The 23,394-nt window shown below is 68.0% G+C and carries 19 protein-coding genes; 7 read left to right on the top strand and 12 right to left on the bottom strand.

Annotated elements, in window-relative coordinates; genetic code table 11:
• From INT51_RS15620 to INT51_RS15600, 5 genes are all read right to left on the bottom strand, one after another.
• Positions 1-436 (bottom strand): leucine zipper domain-containing protein (locus INT51_RS15620; RefSeq protein ID WP_193106262.1); only part of this gene is annotated, 436 nt, incomplete at its 3' end.
• Between the two features lie 197 nt (positions 437-633).
• On the bottom strand, positions 634-3,582 hold the full coding sequence (gene leuS / locus INT51_RS15615; RefSeq protein WP_193106261.1) for a leucine--tRNA ligase: 2,949 nt from the start codon (positions 3,580-3,582) through the stop codon (positions 634-636).
• A gap of 271 nt (positions 3,583-3,853) precedes the next feature.
• Positions 3,854-5,266 (bottom strand): ABC transporter substrate-binding protein, encoded by a 1,413-nt coding sequence (locus INT51_RS15610; protein ID WP_193106260.1) that lies wholly within the window; start codon positions 5,264-5,266, stop codon positions 3,854-3,856.
• Positions 5,263-6,186: a carbohydrate ABC transporter permease gene (locus INT51_RS15605; RefSeq protein ID WP_193106259.1), complete on the bottom strand. Its 924-nt coding sequence runs from the start codon at positions 6,184-6,186 to the stop codon at positions 5,263-5,265. The genes INT51_RS15610 and INT51_RS15605 overlap by 4 nt, the downstream gene beginning before the upstream one ends.
• Positions 6,187-6,205: 19 nt before the next feature.
• The gene (locus tag INT51_RS15600; RefSeq protein ID WP_193106258.1) at positions 6,206-7,231 is read right to left on the bottom strand and encodes a carbohydrate ABC transporter permease; all 1,026 of its coding nucleotides are present in this window, start codon (positions 7,229-7,231) and stop codon (positions 6,206-6,208) included.
• 187 nt (positions 7,232-7,418) lie between these two features.
• Here INT51_RS15600 and INT51_RS15595 point away from each other — a divergent pair, with 187 nt between their 5' ends.
• Positions 7,419-8,648, top strand: a complete 1,230-nt coding sequence (locus INT51_RS15595) for an ROK family transcriptional regulator (RefSeq protein WP_193106257.1) — start codon at positions 7,419-7,421, stop codon at positions 8,646-8,648.
• 20 nt (positions 8,649-8,668) lie between these two features.
• On the opposite strand, the gene INT51_RS22735 is transcribed toward INT51_RS15595, so the two are convergent.
• Both INT51_RS22735 and panD read right to left on the bottom strand, forming a co-directional pair.
• Positions 8,669-9,595, bottom strand: coding sequence for an AEC family transporter (locus tag INT51_RS22735; RefSeq protein WP_193106256.1), 927 nt, complete (start codon positions 9,593-9,595; stop codon positions 8,669-8,671).
• Positions 9,596-9,687: 92 nt separating this feature from the next.
• Entirely contained in the window at positions 9,688-10,113 is a 426-nt protein-coding gene (panD, locus tag INT51_RS15585; protein ID WP_193106255.1) for an aspartate 1-decarboxylase, read from the bottom strand.
• A 72-nt stretch (positions 10,114-10,185) separates the two neighbouring features.
• On the opposite strand from panD, the gene INT51_RS15580 reads away from it, so the two are divergent.
• Both INT51_RS15580 and INT51_RS15575 read left to right on the top strand, forming a co-directional pair.
• Positions 10,186-11,931: a DEAD/DEAH box helicase gene (locus INT51_RS15580; RefSeq protein ID WP_193106254.1), complete on the top strand. Its 1,746-nt coding sequence runs from the start codon at positions 10,186-10,188 to the stop codon at positions 11,929-11,931.
• Positions 11,928-13,322 carry an L-serine ammonia-lyase gene (locus INT51_RS15575; protein WP_193106253.1) on the top strand — a complete coding sequence of 465 codons (1,395 nt, stop codon included), beginning with the start codon at positions 11,928-11,930 and terminating at the stop codon, positions 13,320-13,322. Before INT51_RS15580 ends, INT51_RS15575 begins: the two co-directional genes overlap by 4 nt.
• Here the strand turns inward: INT51_RS15575 and INT51_RS15570 are convergent.
• Together INT51_RS15570 and INT51_RS15565 are read right to left on the bottom strand one after the other, a co-directional pair.
• The gene (locus INT51_RS15570; RefSeq protein ID WP_193106252.1) at positions 13,303-14,421 is read right to left on the bottom strand and encodes an AMP-binding protein; all 1,119 of its coding nucleotides are present in this window, start codon (positions 14,419-14,421) and stop codon (positions 13,303-13,305) included. The two genes, INT51_RS15575 and INT51_RS15570, sit on opposite strands and share 20 nt — an antisense overlap.
• Entirely contained in the window at positions 14,418-15,218 is an 801-nt protein-coding gene (locus tag INT51_RS15565; protein WP_193106251.1) for an SDR family oxidoreductase, read from the bottom strand. The genes INT51_RS15570 and INT51_RS15565 overlap by 4 nt, the downstream gene beginning before the upstream one ends.
• Positions 15,219-15,725: 507 nt before the next feature.
• Between INT51_RS15565 and INT51_RS15560 the strand changes: the two genes are divergently transcribed.
• From INT51_RS15560 to acs, 3 genes are all read left to right on the top strand, one after another.
• On the top strand, positions 15,726-15,914 hold the full coding sequence (locus INT51_RS15560; RefSeq protein ID WP_193106250.1) for a CopG family transcriptional regulator: 189 nt from the start codon (positions 15,726-15,728) through the stop codon (positions 15,912-15,914).
• A gap of 10 nt (positions 15,915-15,924) precedes the next feature.
• A complete protein-coding gene (locus tag INT51_RS15555) occupies positions 15,925-16,776 on the top strand; it encodes a VOC family protein (protein WP_193106249.1) in 852 nt (283 codons plus the stop codon).
• 137 nt (positions 16,777-16,913) lie between these two features.
• Entirely contained in the window at positions 16,914-18,896 is a 1,983-nt protein-coding gene (acs, locus tag INT51_RS15550; protein ID WP_193106248.1) for an acetate--CoA ligase, read from the top strand.
• A 138-nt stretch (positions 18,897-19,034) separates the two neighbouring features.
• Here acs and INT51_RS15545 read toward each other — a convergent pair whose 3' ends face one another.
• From INT51_RS15545 to INT51_RS15535, 3 genes are read right to left on the bottom strand one after another with little or no spacing between them, the layout of a single operon-like run.
• Complete coding sequence (locus INT51_RS15545; RefSeq protein ID WP_193106247.1) at positions 19,035-19,991, bottom strand: DUF4097 family beta strand repeat-containing protein; 957 nt, start codon at positions 19,989-19,991, stop codon at positions 19,035-19,037.
• Positions 19,991-20,644 carry a response regulator transcription factor gene (locus INT51_RS15540; protein WP_193106246.1) on the bottom strand — a complete coding sequence of 218 codons (654 nt, stop codon included), beginning with the start codon at positions 20,642-20,644 and terminating at the stop codon, positions 19,991-19,993. Before INT51_RS15540 ends, INT51_RS15545 begins: the two co-directional genes overlap by 1 nt.
• On the bottom strand, positions 20,644-21,966 hold the full coding sequence (locus tag INT51_RS15535) for a sensor histidine kinase (RefSeq protein ID WP_193106245.1): 1,323 nt from the start codon (positions 21,964-21,966) through the stop codon (positions 20,644-20,646). The genes INT51_RS15540 and INT51_RS15535 overlap by 1 nt, the downstream gene beginning before the upstream one ends.
• A 148-nt stretch (positions 21,967-22,114) precedes the next feature.
• Here INT51_RS15535 and INT51_RS15530 point away from each other — a divergent pair, with 148 nt between their 5' ends.
• Complete coding sequence (locus INT51_RS15530) at positions 22,115-23,308, top strand: LacI family DNA-binding transcriptional regulator (RefSeq protein ID WP_193106244.1); 1,194 nt, start codon at positions 22,115-22,117, stop codon at positions 23,306-23,308.
• The last annotated feature ends 86 nt before the right edge of the window (positions 23,309-23,394 follow it).

The raw sequence follows: 23,394 nt of genomic DNA, 5'->3' as shown, positions 1-23,394 counted from the left end.
GGAGCATGTGCCCCGGGAAACGGGCGATGATCTTCCCGGTCTCGCGGTTGTTCTCTCCGGTCGGGTCGAGGTCACGGCGGCGAGAGATTCCGAGTCGTTCCAGCCAGCGGCCGATGGTGCGGACGCAGTAATGATGCCCGCGGGCGGTGAGCTCGAGGGCGATGCGGCGGGCGGACCACTTGCGGTCCCGTCTCCAGGAATCGATGAGCTCAAGGACCTCGATCGGTAGCCGCGAGGGCCGGCGGGTAGGAGCGCTGGAGCGGTCCTGGAGAGCGTCGGTGCCGTCATCGCGGTAGCGGTGGATCCACTTCGTCAGAGTCGAGCGGGCGACTCCAGCCTCGGCGGCGACGTGGGCGATGGGTCGACCATCATCTTCGACACGCTCGACCAGGCGGAGTCTTCCGGCAGGGGTCAGCGGCGAATTACGGTGGGTCATGGAACGGGTCTCTTCCAGCAGGTGAATGGCTTCAGCACCACCCATCGTGCCGGTCAGGGACCCGTTCCTTCATCCCCGCTCCGTGACTACAACGTCATGACCCGCAACACCTAGCTCGACCCCGACCGTGACCCGACCTCGACGGGCCCGGGAACCGTTCGGCTCCCGGGCCCGTCAGGACGCGCCTCGCAGCTGGCTCAGATCACGATGTTCACGATCTTCGGCGCCCGGACGATGACCTTGCGGACCGTCTGTCCCTCGAGCAGCTCCCGCACTCGCTCCTCAGCCATGACCAGCGCTTCCAGATCCGACTCGGAGATCTCCGGATCGACCTCGATCTTGTGCCGCACCTTTCCCTTGACCTGGATGACACAGGTGGTCATGTCCGCCTTGACCAGCGCGGGATCGGCCACCGGGTACTCCGCGCGGGAGAGGGACTCCTCGTGCCCGAGTCGAGCCCACAGCTCCTCCGCCAGGTGCGGGGCCAGCGGAGAGACCATCAGCACCAGGGCCTCGACGGCCTCGCGCGGGGCGACCCCGCCCTTGGTCAGATGGTTCACCAGCTCGATCAGCTTGGCGATCGCGGTGTTGAAATGCATCTGGGCCATGTCCCGGCTGACCCCGTCGATCGTGCGATGGGTGGCCTGCTGCGTGGGCAGGTCCGCCGGCTCGTCGGAGACGGTCAGCTCACCGGTCTCCTCATCGACCACCAGGCGCCACAGGCGCTGCAGGAAACGCTGCGATCCGACGACAGCTCGGGTCTCCCACGGGCGTGAGAGGTCCAGCGGGCCCATCGACATCTCGTACACCCGCAGGGTGTCCGCGCCGAATTCCTCGTACATGTCATCCGGGGCGACGGCGTTCTTCAGCGACTTGCCCATCTTCCCGTACTCCTGGGTGACGGGCTCGCCCTGATAGGTGAAGGAGCCGTCGTCACCGGCGACGACCTCCTGGGCCGGGACGTACACGCCGCGGGAGTCCGTGTAGGCGTAAGCCTGGATGTAGCCCTGGTTGAACAGACGGTGGAAGGGCTCCTGGCTGGAGACATCGCCGCGGTCGAAGAGCACCTTGTGCCAGAAGCGCGCGTACAGCAGGTGCAGCACAGCGTGCTCGACACCGCCGACGTACAGGTCGACGCCGCCGACGCCGCCGTCCTCGCGCGGGCCCAGCCAGTACTCCTCGTTCTCCCGGCGCACCAGGACGTCGTCCTCGGTGGGGTCGATGTAGCGCAGGTGGTACCAGGACGAACCCGCCCACTGCGGCATCGTATTGGTCTCGCGCAGGTAGCGCTTCGGTCCCTCGCCCAGGTCCAGCTCGACCTCGACCCAGTCCGTGGCCCGCGACAGCGGGGTCTGCGGTTCGGTGTCCGCATCGAGCGGGTCGAAGGTCTTGGGGGAGAAGTCCGCGACCTCCGGCAGGTCGACGGGCAGCATCGAGGTGGGCAGCGGGATCGGCACCTCAGGGTGTTCGGGGTCGTAGACGACAGGGAACGGCTCGCCCCAGTAGCGCTGGCGGGAGAACAGCCAGTCCCGCAGCCGGTACGTGGTGCGGGCACTGCCGAAGCCCTTCGCCTGCGCGTACGTCGTGGCGCGGGCCTTCGCCTCGTCCTTGTCCAGACCGTTGAGGTCCAGCTCGGCGTGGGCCGAGTTGATCTTCTCGCCCTCACCGGTCCACGCGCCGCCCTCGAAATCGCTCGGCGGCCGCACGGTGCGGATGACGGGCAGGTCGAAGGTCTGCGAGAACTCGTAGTCGCGCGCGTCCTCTGCGGGAACGGCCATGATCGCACCGGTGCCGTACCCGGTCAGCACGTAGTCAGCGGTGAACACCGGCAGCTCGCGCCCGTCCATGGGGTTGGTGGCGAACAGGCCGGTGAAGACGCCGGTCTTCTCGCGGTCATCGGCCGTGCGCTCCTCCTCACCCAGCGCTGCCGCCCGGGTCCGGTACGCCTCGACGGCTTCGCGAGGGGTGGCCGCCCCGCCGGTCCAGGCATCCTTGGTTCCCTCCGGCCACTGGGCAGGCAGGGTCGAGGGGTCCGCCAGCAGGGCGTGCTCGGGGGAGAGCACGCAGAAGGTGGCCCCGAACAGGGTGTCGGCGCGGGTGGTGAACACGTCGAAGGTCGCCGCGGGATCGGCGGCCATCCCAGCAGCGGTAAAGGTGATCTGGGCACCGTGGCTGCGGCCGATCCAGTTGCGCTGCATCGAGCGGATCGACTCCGGCCAGGCCACTCGGTCCAGGTCGTCGATCAGTCGGTCCGCGTACGCGGTGATTCGCATGTTCCACTGGCGCAGACGACGCTTGAACACGGGGAAGTTACCGCGCTCGGAACGACCGTCGGCGGTGACTTCTTCGTTGGCCAGAACGGTGCCCAGGCCCGGGCACCAGTTCACCGGGGTCTCGGAGATGTACGTCAAGCGGAAGGCATGCGCGAGCTGCGCGATCTCGGCATCGCTCGCCGCGGTGACCTCGTCCAGGGTGCGACCTGCCCAGGCGGCGGGCAGCTCGACCCCCTGGCGGTCTGCCAGGGCGAACGGATCCACGGTGCCGGCTCGCAGCTCCTCGCGCAGCTCTGAGATGGGCCGTGCCCTCCCGGTGATGCCGTCGGCGTTCGGGGCCTCCGGGTCGTACCAGGAGTCGAAGATGCGCAGGAAGATCCACTGCGTCCACTTCACGAACTCGGGATCGGTGGTGGCCAGCGAGCGCCGCGGATCATGGGAGAGCCCCAGGCGGTGCAGCTGGCGGCGCATGTTGGCGACGTTGGACTCGGTGGTGGTGCGCGGATGGGTGCCCGTCTGCACCGCATACTGCTCGGCGGGCAGGCCGAAGGCGTCATACCCCATCGTGTACAGCACGTTCTTGCCCAGCATGCGATGGTGGCGCGCGACCACGTCGGTGGCGATGTACCCGAGGGGGTGACCCACGTGCAGCCCGGACCCCGAGGGGTACGGGAACATATCCATGATGTACATCTTCTCGGCCGGCTCCGAGGTCGCGGCTGACGCTGCCTGCTCCATCGAGTCGGCGCTGCCGCGCAGCGAACCCACGGGGTTGTAGGCATGGAAGGTGCCGGCGTCGTCCCAGCGCTGCTGCCAGCGGCGCTCGATCTCGTCCGCCACCGCGGCGGTGTAACGGTACGGGGCCTCGCTCATGGGTGAATCGTCCTCCGAAGGATCAGTGCGGCAGATGCCGCCAGGCGTCTCGTGACATGAAAAAACCCTCGCGCAGGCGAGGGGAGCCGCATCGGTGCCCACTCTCGTGCGCACCGCGCACGCTCAGACGTGCAGGGTGGACGCAGGCCTTGTCCGACGCGGCTGCATAAGCAGTAGCCGTCCAGTCACGCGCTCATCGTACCGCGCCCCCGGCGCGACCCAGGAAAGGTCGCGCCGAGGGCGATCAAAGGCATGGGGATCGCGGTGTGGCTCACATGAGGTCGGTGTCCTCTAGCAGGAAGTTGGGGTCCGGCTCCCCGAAGCCTTCCGGGAGCTGAATAGGACAGAACTGTTGCATTGTGGGGTTCACGTACTCTTGAGCGATTCGCACGGCATCTTCAGGAGTCTGCGACTTTTGGTGCAGACTATCCTGCATTGTGAACATCGCGTCCCAAATCTTCGTTCCAACCGGCAACGGCAATCGAGATTGCGCGTACGGCATCTGGTCGACAAAGAATTGAATTGCAGGATCGTATGCTTCTCGATCCTTGATGGCCTTTATGTAGGTCGGAATCTTGGCTATGCCGGGCATGTAAATCTTCTGGCCTTCGTATCCGGCGTAAAACTTCATCAGCTCCCATGCGGACTTTGACATGCTCGATCCTTTGGGCATGGCGAAAGAAAAGCCGCCAGCCCAATTGAAGGGTTCGCTGTCGGATGTGGCGACAGGTAGATGTGTCAAACCGTACCGGAGGTCTGGTTTGTACTTCTTGAGGCTTCCGACTGAGTCTGGAACACTGATCTGAAACAGTTGCCTCCCCGAGAAGAAGGAGGTCTGGCTAGGGGGTGCGTTCGGCGGCTGGTATGTGGCTTTGAATGCGTCCACGCGGGGGAAATCAAGTCGATCAGCCCAGTCGGCATACATTTTGGCAACACTGAGCATTTCATTCGAGTCAAGAGTGACATTGCAGGACTGATTGTCGAACATTGTGACGCCGTTGGCGTAGGCCCACATCAGCATAGACCCCTGGTCGTCCCAAGGTATCCAGGTCAATCGTTCGTAGGTCCCCCGGGAATCCTGAATATTGAATGAATCGTTTATTTCCCACATCTGGTCAATGGTCATCGGGCCATTCGCGGGATCGAGTAGAGCTGGGTCAATGCCAGCCTCTTCGGCCAAGTCCTTGTTATAGAATAGAGCCCTCGTGTCAGTGTCTAACGGAAGGCCATAGTATTGGCCATCGTAAAATAACTCGTCTGCGGCGAACTTGATCCAGTTCGACATGAACTCGTCAGGTGAGACATTTTCGTATTCTTCGATCAGGCTGTCTATTGGTTCGAGTAGTCCGAGGGAGGCGTACTGAGCTCCATTGAATCGGTCCATCCAGAACATGTCTGGGCCAGTTCGTCCTCGCACTGCCGTGATGACCGGCGAGTTATCTCCTGCTCCGTTGTCTGGTGCGACGGAGACGTTCACCTTTATGTCCGGATGCTGTTCAGTGAACGCTTCGAGCACAGCGCTCTGAGTTTCTTCGAAGCTGTTGGAGACACCCCAGACTCTTACAGTGTCGGGGTCGCGCTCTTCTCCGACAGGCCGGTTGGTGCAGCCGACGATCGAGCCGCCGGCGATGGTGACGCTGGCACCGGCACCGAGGGCACGCAGCAGGGTTCGACGATCGATCACTTGAAACCTCCGAGGGAGATACCGCTGATGAAGTAGCGCTGGAAGATGAAGAACAGGATCACCAGGGGCAGCAGCACCAGGAACGACGCCGCCATGAGCAGGTTGAACTGGATGTCCTGAGCGTTGACGGAACGGAAGACCTGCATACCGATGGAGAGGGTCTGCTTGCTCTCGTCCTGCAGATAGATCAGGGGGCCCATGAAGTCGTTCCAGGTGCCCACTGCAGCGAAGATCGCGATCACCGTGATCGCCGGTCGGGCGGTGGGGAACACGATGCGCCAGGCGATGGACCATTCGCTGGCCCCGTCGACGCGAGCTGCGTCGAGCATGTCCCTGGGCGTCTGCAGCATGAACTGCCGCAGCAGGAAGGTGAAGAACCCGCCGGCGAACAGAGCCGGTGCGATCAGAGGAACCCAGGTGTTGACGAATCCGAGCCCCGCCCACATGTCGAACATGGGGATCAGGGTCACCGGGAACGGCAGGAACAGCGTGGCCAGCACGATGAAGAACACCTTGTTGCGGCCGGGCCAGTCGATGCAGGCGAACCCGTAGGCCACGATGAAGTTCGAGACCACGCTGAACACGACCACGCTGATCGTGATGATCGCGGTGTTGCGGAAGAACAGCCAGAACGGCATCACGGTGACGGCGTCGGAGAAGTTCTGCCAGCGGAACTCGGTGGGAAAGAACGTGGGTGGGAACTGTGCGAGCTCCTCCGGAGTCTTCAGGGCCGAGATGAGCATCCAGTACACCGGCAGAGAGAACAGCAGGAGCACCAGGACCATCACGACGCGTGAGGTCCACGCGCTGACAGGAGTCTGCCGAGATCCGTCGGGATTGCGCCCGTAGTTCGAACGCGCCTTGAGCTTGGGGGAGTCGCCGAGATTCTTCGCCTCGGCGTCGAGAGTGTTGATAGCCATGTCTGTTTACCTCTGTTCCTCAACCGGCCGAGACGTCGTAATTCACGAACCGGCGCGAGAGCCAGTAGATGAGCCCGGCCAGCAGCATGCCGAACAGGAACAGCAGCACGGCCAGCGCGGAGGCGAAGCCCAGCTGCCCGTAGGAGAAGGCGTTGCGATAGAGGTACAGCATGTAGAACAGCGTCGAGTTGTCCGGACCACCGTTGGTCATGATGAAAGCCTCGGTGAACACCATCATTGCGCCGGAGACACCAGTGATCAGGTTGAACAGGATCGTCGGCGTCAGCAGCGGAACGGTGATCGCGATGAACTGGCGGAATCTGCTGGCCCCGTCGATTCGGGCCGCTTCGTAGAGGGTCTCCGGGATGTTGCGCAGTCCCGCCAGGTAGATCAGAGCCGCATTGCCGGCACCCAGCTGAGCCATGACGATCATGACGATCTTCGCGTAGCGCGGCTCGCCCAGCAGGTTCGTATCCGGCATGCCGAACAGACCCAGGAACTGGTTCACGATGCCGTACTGCGGGTTCACGAACACGATGAAGATGAACGACATCGCGAACATCGGGATCAACGAGGGCAGGTACAGCAGGGTCCGGTAGATCGCGACCTCGCGCACGTTGCGGTTCATCGCCAGAGCCAGCAGCAGCGCGACCACCATGCCGATCGGCACCGCCAGCAGCATGTAGTACACGGTGTTGCCGACCGAGGTGTGAAGCATGGGATCGACGAAGGCTGCGATGTAGTTCTGGAAGCCGATGAAGGTCGGGGACTGCATGCCCGAGTACTGCGTCAGGCTGATCACGAAGGAATAGATCAGTGGATAGATCACGAAGACTGCGACGCCGATCATCCACGGAGAGATGAAGAGCAGTCCCATCCGGAGATTGCGCTTCTCGCGTCCTGTGAGCTTCCGCTTGGCGGGTCGGCCGCCACCGTTGCCGTTCTGGGCCCGGGGCCCGCTTCGCGCCGTGTGATCGGCAGCGGGGCCGGAGCTGGATATGCCGGTCCGCGGGGCATCCGCGGTGACGGCGTCGCTCGCGCTCATCGCTCTCCCTTCGGGTACTCACCGCGCCGTCGTCGGTGCGGTGGAGCGGGATCTGTAGGCATCGGTGCCTTCGCGGCCGCATCGAGAGAGTGGGCCGCGTTGTCCCGTGTGAGGTAGGTTACTCACACCGATGGACTAATGCAATAACCGCTTAAGCACGATCGGTGGCGGTCGGAGGAGGGGGCTCGTGCGCGGGTCATCGATGACGGATATCGGCGAGTTCAACGAGAAGCTCGTCCTGCAGACCATCCGCAGCTCCCCGGACGGGATCGGCCAGTCGGACGTGGTCCGGCGCAGCTATCTCTCGCGGCAGGCAGTCTCCCTGATCACTCGGCGCCTGGTCGCCGATGGACTGATCGAGCAGGCGGGACGACGGATCTCCGGGCCGGGCAAACCCCACACGCTGTTGCGGGTGGTGCCCGACGCGCGACTCGCGATCGGGGTGCACCTGGATCCCGCGCACATCACCGTGGTCGTCTGCGACCTCGCGGCTCGCCCGGTCGCGATGGTGAGCCTCGACCCGCCCACGACTGACCCGCAGGCCGACATCGTGCGCATCGCCGCCGCGATCGCGTCGCTGAACCGCTCGCTCGGCGCGATGCATATGGACGCGGACGACGAGGTGATCCCCATCCGGCGACGACTGCTCGGGATCGGGATCGCAGCGCCCGCGAGCCTCGACGCCACCGAAGGCATCCTGCGGAACCCGCCCTGGATGCCGGGCTGGCGCGACGTCCCGGTGGTCGACGCGCTGGGCGCCGCGACCGGCCTGCCGGCGATCCTCGATAAAGACACCAACGCCGCACTGACCGGAGAGATCTGGTCCCGACACCTCGGGTCCGCGCAGACCATCCTGTATGTCTATGTCGGCCACGGGCTGGGCTCGGCGGTCAGCGCCAACGGGCAGGTCCACCGCGGTGGCAGCACCCAGGCCGGGGAGATCGGCCATCTCCCCATCGGTCGCACGAGCGAGCCCTGCGTCTGCGGCCGCCGGGGCTGTCTGTGCCTCTACACCGATGCATCGGTGCTCGTGGATCAGGCGCGTGCGAGTGGGATCTCCATGCCGGACGGCGACGGGATGACCGCAGCGATCGACGCCCTCTCCGCCGAGGCCGAGAGCGGTTCGGAAGCGGCGCACGAGATCATCGACGGGCACGGTCGCGCCCTCGGGGAGGCGCTGCGCATCCTTGCCGCGGTGCACGATCCGCAGCGGATCATCATCGGTGGGCCCACCTGGCCCGCTCTGCGAACGGTCGCCAGCGCCCCGATCCGGGCGGCGCTGGGGGAGTGGCTCTCGGGCCCGGGCACGGTGCTGGAATCCTCGCACCTGGGAGACGACGTCGGTGCGATCGGGGCAGCGAGCCTGTTCCTCGAGCAGGAACTCGCGCCCGGCACCGGGGCGTCCGCGGCGCCCTAGACGGCGCCGGCAGGGCGCTCTCAGACCCCGAGCACACCTGAGATCAGCAGCAGCACCAGCACGGTGCCGATCGTGGTGATCAGGACCGTGTCGCGCGCGAGATTCTCGGCGGCTCGGTAGCGAGCCGCGGCGACGTACACGTTCTGCGCGGTGGGCAGAGCAGCCATGACCACGACCTCGTACAGCGCTGCGCCCCGCAGTCCGAACAGCAGCCCGACCCCGAGTGCGATCAACGGCATCACCAGCAGCTTCGCGCTCGAGGAGACGGCGATCAGGCCGCGATATCCGTCGTCCTTGGACAGAGGTCTGGCACCGTACAGGGACAGCCCGTACGCCAGCAGCATCGCCGGGATCGCCATGTCTGCCAGCGATTGGACCGGCTCGAGCATGACCGGCGGGACCTGCACCCGCAGCAGGGCGAGCACCATGCCCACGGCGCCGGCGATGATCGTGGGATTCGCGGCGATGCTGCGCGCCACGCCGGCCGGGCCGAGCGATTCCTTCTCGGTGATCTGGTGCAGGACGAACAGATACAGGGGGTTGTAGACCGCCTGCTGGAAGAGGATCACCGGAAGAGCATGGGAGATGTCCCCGAGCACATAGGCCGCGATGGGGAAGCCCATGTTCGCGCCGTTGACCACGGAGCCGCTGATCGCCGCCACGACGAGCTCGGTCCCGCGGCGCCTGGTGAACAGGCGTACTGCGAGGAGCAGCAGGCCGCCGGTGGCGAGCCCGGAGATCCCGGCGACTGCCATCGGGACCGAGAAGACGTCGCGCACGTCCGAGCTCAACAGGCCCACGAGGACCAGCGCGGGTGAGGCGATGAAGAAGGTCGCCCGATTCAGGACGTAGCGCCCGTGCGGCCCGAGGACGCCGGCGCGGCCGGCCACCCATCCCACGGCGATGAGGGACCAGACGATGAAGAATCCGGCGAGGACCCCGGTCACGGCAGGGAACGGGGCAGGGGCGTGGTCACCTGCGCAATACTAGACCGCAGCTGGGAAAGGGGCTTCCCGCGTCCAGTGCGCGGCACAGATCCTCAGCGAAGTCCGTGGGACTCGCGACCGCAGATCTGATCGGGCATGCCGGGGACGGGCTCGGCACCGTCATCGCCGGTCGCGACGATGCGGTTGCTCTCATCCACGTGCACCACGCGGGGGCGGTGGGTGGAGACTTCGGTCTCGTCGAGCTGCCCGTAGGCCATGAGGATCACGAGATCGCCGGGACCGACCAGATGGGCCGCCGCACCGTTGATGCCGATCACGCCGCTGCCGCGCTCACCGTCGATCACATAGGTGATCAGGCGCTGACCATTGGTGATGTCCACAATCGTGACCTGCTCGTTCTCGACCATGCCGGCGGCCTCGGTGAGGTCGGGGTCGATCGTCACCGAGCCCACGTAATGCAGGTCCGCCTGCGTGACCGTGGCCCGGTGGATCTTCGAAGTCATGAGAGTGCGCAACATCGTGGGTCCAGTCTCCCATGAGTCGCCTATGCGCGATGATGGTCGTGTCCGTATCGTCAGGAGGATCACCCCATGCCCAAGTCCCGTCGTCGCTCCACCACTTCTCTGGAGCGATTCGAGGACATGGCTCTGCCCGATGAGCTGATCGGCGTACTCGCCGACCAGGGGTTCGAGCGTGCCTTCGAGATCCAGTCCGTGATCCTGCCCGATGCGCTCGCCGGTCGTGACGTGCTCGCCCGAGCCGAGACCGGCTCGGGCAAGACCCTCGCCTTCACCCTCGCGATGGCCTCCCGATTCCGCGGTCGCAAGGTGCACCGCAAGCGGCCTCTGGGCGTGGTGCTGGTGCCTACCCGCGAACTCGCCGTGCAGGTCGTCGACACCATCCACCCGTTCGCCCGCGCAGTGGGTCTCAAGGCGCAGCTGGTCTCCGGCGGCATGAACATCGAGAAGCAGGCCGATGCGGTCTCGCGCGGGGTCTCGATCGTCGTGGCCACGCCGGGTCGTCTGATCGATCTCGTCCAGCGCGGTGCGCTGCAGCTGGACCTGGTGGAGACCACGGTCATCGACGAGGCCGACCACATGGCGGACCTCGGCTTCCTGCCCGACGTGCGCGACATCCTCGCGGCCATCCCGATGGGCACCCAGAAGATGCTGTTCTCGGCCACGCTCGATGGTCAGGTCGAAGACATCGTCGATGCGTTCCTGGTCGACCCCGTGACCCACGAGACCACCCCGGTCTCCGCCGCGGTGACGACGATGGATCACCATGTGCTCGCCATCGAGCCGTCCGCGAAGCGCGAGGTCACCGCACAGCTCGGGGCGCGCAAGGGGCGCACGCTGATGTTCACCCGCACCCAGCTCGGCGCCGAACGCGTCGCGCAGGAGCTGGTCGAGGTCGGGGTCGCCGCGGCGGCCCTGCACGGCAACAAGCAGCAGGGCCTGCGCACCAATGTGCTGGCCGGATTCCGCCAGGGCGCCTACCCGGTGCTGGTCGCGACCGACGTCGCCGCTCGTGGTCTCCACATCGATGACGTGACCATGGTCGTCCATGTCGACCCGTCCGATGACCTCAAGGAATACGTCCATCGTTCCGGCCGCACCGCTCGCGCGGGCGCGACGGGCGCCGTGGTCACCCTCGCTCTGCCGCACCAGAAATCCAAGACCCGACGCATCGTGGCAGAGGCCGACGTCGAGGCGACCTGGGCCGACGTCGCCAGTGCCGAGGAACCGGCGCTCGCTCCGCTCGGCGGGCGTGCCCCCGCCGGAGTCCCCACCGAGGACCCGGCACTCGTGAAGTACAAGGGCGCACCGCGCAAGCTCGACATCAAGCGCACCAGCGGCGCTGACTCCCGTCGTGCCGAGGAGCGACGCTCCAATGAGGAGCGTCGAGCCTCCTGGGAGGAGGAGCCCGAGCGCGAACCCGGCAGTGGTCGCGGCGGTGCCCGAGGCGGTCGGGGCCGTGGCGCCGGCACGCCGACCGGGGGTGCTCGCGGTCGCGGCGGCCAGGGCGGAAGCGGCCGCTCCGGGGGCTCCCGCGCCGCGGGAGGTCGTGATGCGGGAGGCCGTGACGGAGGTGGCCGACGCGCCCAGCGCAGCGAGGAGCGGTCCGGAGGTCGTCCGGGGCGAGAGGGTCAGGGTCGCGACAGCCAGGGCCGTGAGGATCAGAGCCGCGGTCCCGGCGCACGCAGCGGCAAGGGCAGCCGGAGTGAGACTGCGGGACGGCCCGGGAAGAAGGGCAAGGGCGGCGCCGACACTGGAGGGGCTCGGGGTCGCTCCGGTGGCCAGTCCCAACCCCCGCGACGGGGCGGCTCCCGGTGAGTATCAGTACGTTCGACCTGTTCAAGATCGGGATCGGCCCCTCGAGCTCCCACACCGTGGGGCCCATGCGGGCTGCGGCGCAGTTCGCCCACGAGGTCCTCGGAGGTCCGGCGACGGGCCCGCGTGTGGTCGATGTCGAGGTGCACCTGTACGGCTCGCTGGCCGCCACCGGGGAGGGGCACGGGACCTTGGATGCCGTGGTCATGGGCCTGGAGGGCGCCGACCCCGAGAAGGTCGACCCGATCGCCGGTCGCGCACGGGTGGCACGGATCGAGGCCGAGGGCGGCCTGCTGCTCGACGGAACCCTGCCGGTCAGCCTGCGCCCCTCCTCGATCGTTCTGCACCCCCTGACCTTCCTGCCCCAGCACTCCAACGGCATGACCTTCCTGGCGCTGGACGCGCAGGGCCAGGAGCTGGTGCGACGGCCGATGTTCTCCGTCGGCGGCGGTTTCGTCGTCGACGAGGCCGATATGGACCAGTCGATCGCCGAGGTCGCGGCCGAAGGCGAGGGTCGCGCGATCTTCACCACCGGCGACGAGCTGCTGCGGGTGTGCGAGGACCGGGGGATCTCCGTCTCCGAGGCGATGCTCCTGCGTGAGCGCCAATGGCGCAGCGACGAGGACATCCGCGCCGGGGCCCTCGCCATCTGGCAGGCGATGAGCGACTGCATCGAGCTGGGCACCCGTACCGGCGGGACCCTGCCCGGCGGTCTCGAGGTCAAACGCCGCGCCGCCTCCTGGTACGACTCGCTGAGCGCCGAGGACCCGGTGCGGCTGCCGATGAATGCCTTCGAGTGGGTCTCGCTCGCGGCACTCGCGGTGAACGAGGAGAACGCCGCCGGCGGTCGGGTCGTCACCGCCCCCACCAATGGCGCCGCCGGCATCATTCCCGCCGTCCTGTACTTCGCGACCACGTATATCGAGGGCGTCGATCCTGACGAGATCGCCGTGCGCTTCCTGCTGACCGCCGGCGCGATCGGGTCCCTGTACAAGGAGCACGCCTCGATCTCCGGTGCGGAGGTCGGCTGCCAGGGCGAGGTCGGCTCTGCCTGCTCCATGGCCGCTGCCGCGCTGTGCGAGGCGATGGGGGGCAAGCCCGCCCAGGTGGAGAACGCCGCGGAGATCGCCATGGAGCACAACCTCGGCCTGACCTGCGATCCGGTGGGGGGCCTGGTGCAGGTCCCCTGCATCGAGCGCAATGCCATGGCCGCGGTCAAAGCGATCACCGCCGCTCGCTTCGCGCTGCGCGGCACCGGAGAGCACTTCATCTCCCTGGACACGGTCATCGAGACCATGCGCCAGACCGGCAGGGACATGAACGCCCGATACAAGGAGACCGCGATGGGCGGGCTCGCGGTCACCGCGGTGCCCGTCAGCGTTCCCGACTGCTGAAGCGCACCTCGCGCGGCACCGCTGCCGCACCGAGGCGGTCCCGCACCAGAGCACGCAGCTCCTCAGGGCGCGGAGCCCCGCCTGCGGGAGGCACGTCCGCGCAGGTGACCTCGGCGATCGTGCGGGAGCCGAAGCGTTCGTCGGGCACCACGCGCAGCTGCACCGCGGTGATCCCGGGGCGGGAGCGCAGCAGCCGCACCACCGCAGCGGGATCATGCAGCATCCCCCCTGAGGAGATCGTGCCGTCCGCTCGTCCGGTCACCTCGATCGTGCCGTCAGGGTCGATCCGGCCGCGGTCGGTGGTCAGGGTGCGGCCGCCGGTGAACGGGGTACGAGCGAGCAGCAGGCCATCCCGCTCCTGCAGATGCACGCCCCGCAACGGGCGCCCGTCGACGGCGAGAGGTCCCGTCTCCGTGGTGCCGTAGACGTCGTGGACCCGGGACTGGAAGTGCCGGGCGAGGTCCGCCTGCAGAGTGGGCTGGAGCTGGTCCGAACCGGAGACGATTCGCGGGATCCGCAGTGGGCGGTTGGCGCCGAGCTCCTGATCCGCCTCCATCAGATCCACCAGGTGCACGGGCACACCGGTCAGGACGGCGACCTCGGTGCGATGCAGCAGGGCCACCTTCGATGCAGCCGGCAGGTGGGAGAGGTCGACCAGCGGAGCACCGAGAGCGAGCGCACCGAGTGCCACCAGCAATCCGTGCCCGTGGACACCCGGTGCGGCGCTCGCCACCCGTCGGCCCGGACGCAGACCGATGCGACGGGCGAGATCCGCAAGGCAGGAGAGCTGGGTGGCGGAGAGGGGGCCACGTCGCTGACTGCGCGCCCGGCCGGTGCTGCCGCTGGAGCGCAGCTCCAGCGCGCCGTGCGAGGCGAGCGCGGTCACCAGGACCTGCCGCATCGGGGCGTCAGGCGGGAGCAGATCCCACCGCGGGCCGCCGGCGCCGCGCGGATCGCGACCGCCGCGGTGACCGTGCAGCTGCGCCTGCGCGAGCAGCTCGGCTGCGCTCAACGTCCCGAAACGATCAGTGATCACGACCGAATGCGGGCGCAGCGCGGCCCGCGCACGCAGGGCGGTGGATGCCTGGAGCAGTCTCATCGCACCTGTCCTTGTCGGTGCTGCCGAGTGCGGCGCGACAGTCTCTGCGCGGCCCGGCCCCCGGCTCCCGCGGCCCGAGCTGCGAGAGTCGGAGCAGCCTGGGACAGGACAGCGCCGAGGCGGGCCCACCCCGGGGAGATCAGACTGCGCCGGGAGTCCAGGGCGCGCAGCACTCGCTGGGCGGCCTGGTGCGCAGTGAGCGCGCCGCGCGGCGCGGCGCCGTAGGTCGGTGCAGCCATCGTGGTCGCCACCAGCGGCATCTCCACGATCGCCACGCCCACGCCGTGAGCAGCAGCGTCAGGTCGGATGGCGCGCAGCCAGGTGTCCAGGCCCGCCTTCGAGGACCCATAGGCAGCCCAGGCGGGCGTCGGGATGCGAGTTGCGGCACTGGTGACGGCGACGATACGACCGTGCCCTGCCGCGCACATCGGCTCGAGCACTGCGAGGATCAACGTGGCCGGTCCCAGCATGTTCGTGCCACTGAGCCGCACCAGATCGTGGGGGCGCCCGAAGCTCGCCGTGAGCCCGCGGTGGATGGAGTGCCCAGCCAGGGAGAGCACGGCCTCGGGGACACCGTCCTCCGCGAGGATGTACGCGGCGAGCTCCGCGACGGCGTCCTGGTCCCGCAGATCGCAGGGACGGACGACAGCGCTGCCGCCAAGGGCGCGGACCCGCTCGGCCAGAGCTTGGAGTCGTGGTTCGTCGCGCGCGGTCAGCACGAGGTGCTCGCCGCGGTCCGCGAGAGCAGTCGCCACAGCTGTGCCGATTCCACCCGTGGCTCCGGTGAGGACGATCATCGGCGCCGCCGCCCTGTGCGCACCGCGGCCGGCCTGGGGTATCGGCGCCCGTCGAGGAAGTGCGTGCTCGTGCCGGTGAGCTGCGTCGTCGGATCGAGGTCACGGGCCATGCCATCGCACGATAGTCCCCTTTGCGTTGACGGAGCGTCCGTGACCACGAAGAGCGCTTCGTACGGGGCTCCCTTGACAACAGTGTCTAGATTGCTAGCATGCTGTCATGTCGAGGGATGATGAGGTGTTCGTGTCTCGGGGCGGTTCGATGTGCGCACAGCCCGGACGCCTCGCCATCCGCTCTTCAATCCACAGAGCGGCATCACTCAAGGAGTTCGACATGAATCGCCATATCGACAATCCGAATCTCGGACCGGCGCGCAGGACGGTCTTTCCGGTGCGGGGGTCTATCGATCCGATGGGACTCACTTCTTCTGTGAACCCCTGGACCCTGATGGAGGAAGTTCGGTGCTTCGACCCCGTTGATCTTGATGCCACAAGAGCTAGCATGCAGTCATGGTAGAAAGCTCGATTCCGTCCGTCCCTCCGCCCAAGTCGCAATTCAACGTGTACTTGCCCAAGGACCTCGTGGTCGCGGTCAAGCACCGCGCGATCGACGAGTCCACCAGCCTCAGCGCCCTCGTCGAGCGAGCTCTGTCGCAGTACCTCTCGACCCCGTCCGATTCCCACCGCAACGATGCCTGAGGAGCCCACGATGACCGAGCACACCGTTCCCGCCCAGCCCGACACCTCGTCCGAGCGCTCGACGACGGAGCCCGCCGCTTTCACCGTCTTCCCCTTGCGCTTCACCGCCGATCCGGCCGCCTTGATCACCTTCCTGCGAACCCTCGGTATGGCGCCGCTGATCACCACTGAGGGCGACGGCTTCGCCGACCTCGTGGCCGGTGGGGGCGGTCGGGTGATGGTGCACGCCGCCGGCGCAGCCTCTGCCACCGGCGCCCCAGCGGGCGAGACCCAATTGAGCATGGCTGTGACCGCAGCCGGCTCTGCCGCCGAGCAACTCCGAAGTGCCGGTCTCGAGGTCGCCGTCTGGGACGAGAGCTACGGCCTCCAGGGGAACATCACCGGACCTCACGGCGAGGCCATCGGGATCAACGAGGATCAGGAGGACCACTACGGCTACCTCGCCCACAGCGGGGCAGGTGCCGATGAGCGCCTCTCGGTCACCGCCGTGCGCGCGAGCGCCGACGGTCCCCAGCGGGAGTGCGACGTCGAGTTCTTCGGCGCGCTCGGCTTTACCCCGGTCGACGAGGGAAACCACTGGTACCGCGCGCTCGCGAACCCCGGGCACGGCGCCATCGGACTGCACGAACCGGCTGACGGCGAGGCGGCCCATCGGCCCGGCGGCGACCCAGGGCACCCGGAGCTGCAGGTCTCGCTGGTCCGGATCGGCTTCGAGACCACGGAGGACCTCGAGGCGCTCGCCGAGCGGCTCAGCGCCGCCGGGTATCCGGCCCGCGTCGTCGCCCGCGACGGTGTGCGCAGCGTGCACGTGAGTGACCCCGACGGCGAGCACGTGGAGATCCACTCCCGTTCTTGGCGCTGACGGCACGGGACCGGGCACCGGGGTGGCCGAGCACCGTGCTCACGCGGTGGACGGTGCGCGTGACGTGCATCTCCTGCGATACGGTGAACGCGTCCATTCCGCCCCGGTCGCCCGGGGCCCGTGTAGCAGGAGCGCTGATGTCTGACGACGCCGTCACCGGGATCGAGAATCTTTCGCAGGAGACCCGTACGTTCTCCCCGTCCTCCGAGTTCGTCCAGAACGCGGTCGCGCGCCCGTCTCTCTACGAGGAGGCCGAGCGGGACCCCGAGGCGTTCTGGCGGGCGCGGGCCAGCGGGCTGAGCTGGAAGACCCCGTTCACCGAGACTCTGGACTGGTCCAACCCGCCCTTCGCCCGTTGGTTCGCCGACGGGACGTTGAACGCGGCTTACAACTGCGTGGACCGCCACGTGGAGTCCGGACACGGCGACCAGGTCGCCCTGTTCGCCGAGTACGAGGACGGTTCCGACGCGAAGTTCACCTACGCCGACGTCAAGGACGAGATCAGCCGTATGGCGAACGTCCTGACGGACCTCGGTGTGAAGACCGGCGACCGGGTCGTCATATATCTGCCGATGATTCCCGAGGCTGTGTTCGCGATGCTGGCCTGCGCCCGTATCGGCGCCCCGCACTCGGTGGTGTTCGGCGGCTTCAGCGCCGACGCTCTGCGCTCCCGTATCGAGGATGCCGAGGCGCGCGTGGTGATCACCGCCGACGGTCAGAACCGTCGCGGCAAGCAGCTGCCCTTGAAGCCCGCCGTGGACGAGGCGCTCGCCGCGGGCGGGAAGTCGATCGAGAAGGTCCTCGTGGTCCGTCGCACCGGCGGCGACGTCCAGTGGACGGAGGGTCGCGATGTGTGGTGGCACGAGGCCCGCGAGAACGCCTCGCCGCAGCATGAGCCCGTCTGGGTCGAGGCCGAGCACCCGCTGTACATCCTGTACACCTCGGGCACCACCGGAAAGCCCAAGGGCATCGTCCACACCACAGGTGGTTACCTCACCCAGGCCGCGTACACCCATCGCAACGTCTTCGACCTCAAGCCGTCCACGGACGTCTTCTGGTGCACCGCGGACGTCGGCTGGGTCACCGGTCATACCTACGTGGTCTACGGTCCCATGGCCAACCGCACCACCCAGGTGATCTACGAGGGCACCCCGGACACCCCGCACCAGGGCCGCTGGTGGGAGGTCATCGAGAAGTACAAGGTCACGCAGTTCTACTCCTCGCCCACCGCGATCCGTACCGCCATGAAGTGGGGCGAGGAGATCCCGGGGAAGTTCGACCTGTCCTCGCTGCGCCTGCTCGGCAGCGTCGGTGAGGCCATCAACCCCGAGGCGTGGATGTGGTACCGCCGGGTCATCGGCGGGGATCGCTGCCCGATCGTGGACACCTGGTGGCAGACGGAGACCGGGGCGATCATGATCTCGCCGCTGCCCGGCATCACCGGCACCAAGCCCGGCTCGGCCCAGGTCGCGCTCCCGGGCATCAGCGCGGACGTCCTCGATGAGGCAGGGAAGCCCGTGGCAAACGGCGAGGGCGGATATCTGGTGCTCGACAAGCCGTGGCCGGCGATGCTGCGAGGCATCTGGGGCGATCCGGAGCGCTTCAAGGAGACCTACTGGTCACGCTTCGAGGGGCGCTACTTCGCCGGTGATGGTGCCAAGCGGGACGAGGACGGCGACATCTGGCTGCTCGGGCGTGTGGATGATGTCATGAACGTCTCCGGGCATCGGCTGTCGACCATGGAGATCGAATCCGCGCTGGTCAGTCATGACTGGGTCGCCGAGGCTGCTGTCGTGGGGGCGAACGACGAGACCACCGGTCAGGCACCGGTCGCGTTCGTCATCCTGCGCGGTTCCTCCGCCGAGGAGGTCGAGGCCGCCGGCGGCGAGGACGCGGCCGCCGAGATCCTGCGCAAGCACGTGGGTAAGGAGATCGGTCCGATCGCCCGGCCCAAGAAGGTGCTGGTGGTCTCGGAGCTGCCCAAGACCCGCTCCGGCAAGATCATGCGTCGCCTGCTGCGGGACGTCGCCGAGAACCGCACGATCGGCGATACCCAGACCCTCGCCGACGCCTCGGTCATGGACCTCATCCAGAAGGGACTGAGCGGGAAGGGGAGCTGATCCCCGCCCCGCGCCGAGGCTGAGCGCGGGCCCAGAGCACGGGCGGGAGCGCCGGTCACAGACCGGGGTTCCCGCCCGTATCGTGTCCCGAGCTGGACGAGGCCGCCACGGCCAACGGCAGCAGAGGCAGCAGCGGCCTCAGCGCGTGATGGCGACGTCGCCGACCTCGGAGGTCACCGTGAGGGTGCCCAGCGCGGGCCCGGAGGCTCCGGTGAGGCTCGGGTCGACATTCAGCCCCCCGAGCTCCGACGTGGCATCAACGTTCCAGCGACCGCTGCCGGGGGCGGACACGCCGATGCTGCCGAGGTCGGAGGCGACATGGACATCGCCGCCGGCATCGGAGGGCAGCAGCAGGTCGATGTCGCCCACGGAGCTGGTGACGTCGATCGCCGCCGGTGGTGTGCCGACGAGCTCCATCTCGATGTGCCCGAGATCGCTCGAGACACGCAGACCCTCGGGGGCGGCCACAGGAGCCAGCTGGACATCGCCCACATGTGCAGTGATGTCGAGCGCGGAGAACTCCCCGTCGGCGCGGATGTTGCCCACCGACGACGTCAGTTCCAGGGCGAGCTCGTGCCCCTCCGGCACCAGGACGAGCACGTCGTACGCGTCGTGCTGCCAGGGCACGGGGCCGTAGCCATCGGGCTGGTCCACGTCCACGACCCGTGCCTGGGCGCTGCCTTGTTGCTCGACGCGGGCGCGGACCTCGGTCCCCGCCGGCGGTGGGGTGGTGGCCTCGTTCTCGACGAGAGCCACGGTGACCTGATCGACGTCGGCGGAGTGCAGGACGCGTACGTTCCCGATCTCGCTGGTCAGGGCGAGGGAGTCGGGAGCTCCGAGGTGCACGGTGGCCGGCACCTCGGAGTAGCTTCGACCCGTGATCCAGCTCGTCGCGGTGATGGCGGCCAGGAACAGCAGGAGCACGACCAGGAAGGCGGCACCCAGCACGGTGAGTGCGATGCGCCAGGGTCGGTCGTCCCTTGGGTCGGGGGAGAGGCGGCGGCCGGGCTCCAGCAGCGAGCCCGGAGAGCCGGGGGGCAGCGGCGCAAGGGAATGCTCGCCGTCGGCGCGAGGATCAGGCAGGGTGGTGGTCATCATCGGTCCTCGGATTCCAGGTAGCGCAGTACGGCCATGACCCGGCGGTTCTCCCCGTCAACGGGCGGAAGGTCGAGTTTGGTCAGCAGCGAGGAGATGTGCTTCTCGACGCTGCCGGCGGAGACGAACAGGGTTTCGGCGATGGACTGGTTGGCGCGGCCCTGGGCCATCAGCGAGAGCACTTCTCGTTCGCGGGGGCTGAGCCCCTCCAGCGTGCGCCGGCGTCGGGAGCGCACGAAGATCTGCTGGACCACCTCGGGGTCCAGGTAGGTGCCGCCGGCCCCGACGTCCGCGATCACGGAGAGGAAGTCGTCGACGTCGGCGACACGATCCTTGAGCACGTAGCCCAGACCGTGGGAGGAGTCGGCGATCAGATCCGAGGCATAGCGCTCCTCGACGTACTGCGAGAGCACCAGCAGTGCGACGTCCGGGTTCTGCTGACGGATCAGCATCGCCGCGCGGATCCCCTCATCGGTGAAGGTCGGGGGCATCCGCACATCGATCACCGCGAGATCCGGCTCGTGGTGCGAGACGGCGCTGAGCAGGGCGGTGGCGTCGCCGACGGCCGCGACCACCTCGTGGCCGGCGTCGGTGAGCAGTCGCTCGACGCCTGCGCGCAGCAGTACGGCGTCGTCGGCGATCACGATCCTCATCAGAGGGCCTCCTGGATGGCGGGGCGAGCGGTGGGGGTGGCGGGCCCGGCAGGGCGGGCACCGAGCGGGATCACGGCGATCAGGGCCGTGCCCCCGCCGTCGGGACGTATCAGCTCGAGCCGACCGCCGGTGGCTCGGACCCGGTCGGTCAGTCCGGCGAGGCCGGTGGACCGGCCGTCGCGGCGCACCTGGGCACCACCGCGACCGTTGTCCTGGATCCGCACCTGCAGCACCTCGGAGGTCTGGGTGACGGACACGCTCGCCTGGGACGCCTCGGAGTGCTTGGCGATGTTCGTCAGCGCCTCGGAGACCACGAAGTAGGCCACCGCCTCGCGTTCGCGGTCGAGCCCCGGCAGCTCGCCCGATGCGAGGTGGACCTCGAGGTCCACCGGCACCCGGGAACGGGCGGCCAGCGCGGACAGCGCCGCGTCGAGGCCGCGATCGGTGAGCACGGCCGGGTGGATCCCTCGCGCCAGCTGGCGCAGGTCCGTCATCACGGCCTTCGCCTCCGAGTGAGCCTGGCCGACGAGCTCTCCTGCCCGGTCGGGGTCCGTATGGATGGCGTTCTTGGCGATGCCCAGGGTCATCGCGAGGTTCACCAGCCGCGGTTGGACGCCGTCGTGGAGATCGCGCTCGATGCGCCGCCGCTCCTGGGCGGCGGAATCGACGGCGCCCTGACGGCGCTCGGCGAGCTCGGCGACCTGTTCGCGCAGATCGTCCTCGGACCCGGAGATGAGCCCACGGGCGAGACCCCGATCGGCGAGGGCGCCGAGGATCAGCATCACGGCGGACAGCACGATGCTCGCGGTGGCGATGAGGCCGAGCATCCATCGGGACAGTTCGAGCGTCCCGATCTCCACGGGACCGTGGCGCAGGGCGATGTCCGCGGCGGTCCACCCCAGCCACACCAGGGCCAGGAAGACGAGGAAGAAGACACCGGTGACGAGCATCGCGAGATGGTGGTGCAGCGCGCCCCGCCAGAACGCGCCGGTGCCGAGCTCGAGCCATCGGTTGTGGATCCACCCGGCTGCTCCCGTGCGCCGGGAGCGCCGGCGGGGAGGCAGGATCACGGAGATCCCGTGGACGGCCACCACCCGGCGGCGCTCGAGGCGAACCGCCGCCTGCATGACCAGGAGCCAGGGGATCAGCAGCAGCAGGCCGGTCCCCAGGGCGGGGAGAGAGGCGAAGCCGGAGACGAGCAGTGTCAGGCTGATCCAGAACCAGGAGCAGAAGAGAAGTCCCCCGATGATCACGGAGGCGAGCGCTGCGGCGTCGAGCCGGGAGCGCCTGACTGCCGCAGGAGGCGTAGTGGTGTCGTCCATGCCCCAGACAGTATTCGCGGCGGAGCCCGCTTCCCACCGGGACCTCCTGCCTCTCGCGTGGGGGAAAACCCCCGGTCGGGAGATGCGCTGGGGCACGTCCCGGCCCCGGCGGCCCGGATCCGGACCCGAAATGCGGTTCAATGGGGGCATGAGCAGTGACGCGAGCGCTTCCAGCGACGAGACCATCGACCACGCCTCCGACACCGAGCGGTCGCGACCCGAGGAGAAGGGCGAGACCGGCCAGATGGTCGAGAACGTCGAGCAGACCGCCTCCGAACTCGCCGACAGCGGCCAGGAGCGGGGCACCCTGCGTGACGTCGCGGACTCCCTGGGGATCTCCAGCGCGGTCGCCCTGCGCGCCCTGCGCGGCGCCGACGAGATCAAGCCCCTGATGGCCACACGCGTCCGGGAGGCCGCGGTGCGTCTGCATTTCCCGCTCGAGGAGCTGAGCGACGAGGCCGATCACCGCGGTGTCGTCGCCATCCTCGTCAACACGATGCGCAACACCTGGATCTCGGACCTGGTGCGTGCCATCCGCATCGAACTGACCGCGACCGGTCGGTCCGCCATCGTGGTCCCCACTCGTCGTCGCGTGCCCGAATACCCGGTCGCCGCAGATACCGAAGCCATAGAATCCCTGGTCCAGCTCGGCGTGGACGGCTTCCTCATGGTCTCGGATCTGGCCGACATGGACAGCGTCTTCGCCGCCACAGGAGACCGCCCCTTCGTGGGCATCGGCTGCTCGAAGGAGTTCGTCGGCCGGATCGATACGGTGCGTATCGATGACGAGGTCGGGCAGGGCCTGCTGGTCGACCACCTGGTGGGCCTCGGACATCGTGAGATCGCCCATGTGGGCGGAGTCGGAGCAGCCGTTGCCCGCGAGCGCGCCGACGCGTTCCGGCAGGCCATGGAACGCCACGGACTCGGCGAGTACGCCCGCGTCGAGCCCGGCGACTTCACCGAGCAGGTCGGGCAGACCGCCGGCTCGATGCTGCTGCGCGGCAGCCGGGTTCCGACCGCTGTCACCTGCGCCAACGACGTCACAGCGGTCGGAGTGCTCTCGGCGGCGCGCGAGGCCGGTTTGTCGGTTCCCGAGGAGCTCGCCGTCGCCGGTTACGGCAACACCTCCCTCGCATCCTCCGGGATCTCTCAGATCACCAGTGTCGATCCCAACTCGGACCGTCTGGGCGCGCTGGCCGCGCAGTTCCTCGTCGAGCGCGTCTCCGGCCTGGAGACCGCGCCGCGCGACGTGGCGGTCGCCCCGTCCGTCGTGGTGCGTCGCTCGAGCTCGGCCGGACCGCGCCCGGAGACCACCAAGCGCAAGCGGATCTCAGTGGACTGACGTCCGGCCCGACCGGCAGGGTCTGGCTCGACGACCACGAGAGCCCGACATCGACCACGCACCCGACCTGCGAACCCCCGAATCCC

Origin of the sequence: Brachybacterium sp. FME24, from assembly GCF_014897705.1 — a bacterium.
In the GTDB taxonomy this organism is placed as follows: domain Bacteria; phylum Actinomycetota; class Actinomycetes; order Actinomycetales; family Dermabacteraceae; genus Brachybacterium.
This window is presented reverse-complemented; position numbering and strand designations above follow the sequence as displayed.

Excerpts from the sequence above, each read along its gene's own strand:
- leuS (WP_193106261.1), bottom strand. The coding sequence starts at position 3,582 with ATGAGCGAGGCCCCGTACCGTTACACCGCCGCGGTGGCGGACGAGATC.
- INT51_RS15605 (WP_193106259.1), bottom strand. The coding sequence starts at position 6,186 with ATGGCTATCAACACTCTCGACGCCGAGGCGAAGAATCTCGGCGACTCC.
- INT51_RS15600 (WP_193106258.1), bottom strand. The coding sequence starts at position 7,231 with ATGAGCGCGAGCGACGCCGTCACCGCGGATGCCCCGCGGACCGGCATA.
- panD (WP_193106255.1), bottom strand. The coding sequence starts at position 10,113 with ATGTTGCGCACTCTCATGACTTCGAAGATCCACCGGGCCACGGTCACG.
- INT51_RS15580 (WP_193106254.1), top strand. The coding sequence starts at position 10,186 with ATGCCCAAGTCCCGTCGTCGCTCCACCACTTCTCTGGAGCGATTCGAG.
- INT51_RS15570 (WP_193106252.1), bottom strand. The coding sequence starts at position 14,421 with ATGAGACTGCTCCAGGCATCCACCGCCCTGCGTGCGCGGGCCGCGCTG.
- INT51_RS15565 (WP_193106251.1), bottom strand. The coding sequence starts at position 15,218 with ATGATCGTCCTCACCGGAGCCACGGGTGGAATCGGCACAGCTGTGGCG.
- INT51_RS15560 (WP_193106250.1), top strand. The coding sequence starts at position 15,726 with ATGGTAGAAAGCTCGATTCCGTCCGTCCCTCCGCCCAAGTCGCAATTC.
- INT51_RS15555 (WP_193106249.1), top strand. The coding sequence starts at position 15,925 with ATGACCGAGCACACCGTTCCCGCCCAGCCCGACACCTCGTCCGAGCGC.
- acs (WP_193106248.1), top strand. The coding sequence starts at position 16,914 with ATGTCTGACGACGCCGTCACCGGGATCGAGAATCTTTCGCAGGAGACC.
- INT51_RS15545 (WP_193106247.1), bottom strand. The coding sequence starts at position 19,991 with ATGACCACCACCCTGCCTGATCCTCGCGCCGACGGCGAGCATTCCCTT.
- INT51_RS15540 (WP_193106246.1), bottom strand. The coding sequence starts at position 20,644 with ATGAGGATCGTGATCGCCGACGACGCCGTACTGCTGCGCGCAGGCGTC.
- INT51_RS15535 (WP_193106245.1), bottom strand. The coding sequence starts at position 21,966 with ATGGACGACACCACTACGCCTCCTGCGGCAGTCAGGCGCTCCCGGCTC.
- INT51_RS15530 (WP_193106244.1), top strand. The coding sequence starts at position 22,115 with ATGAGCAGTGACGCGAGCGCTTCCAGCGACGAGACCATCGACCACGCC.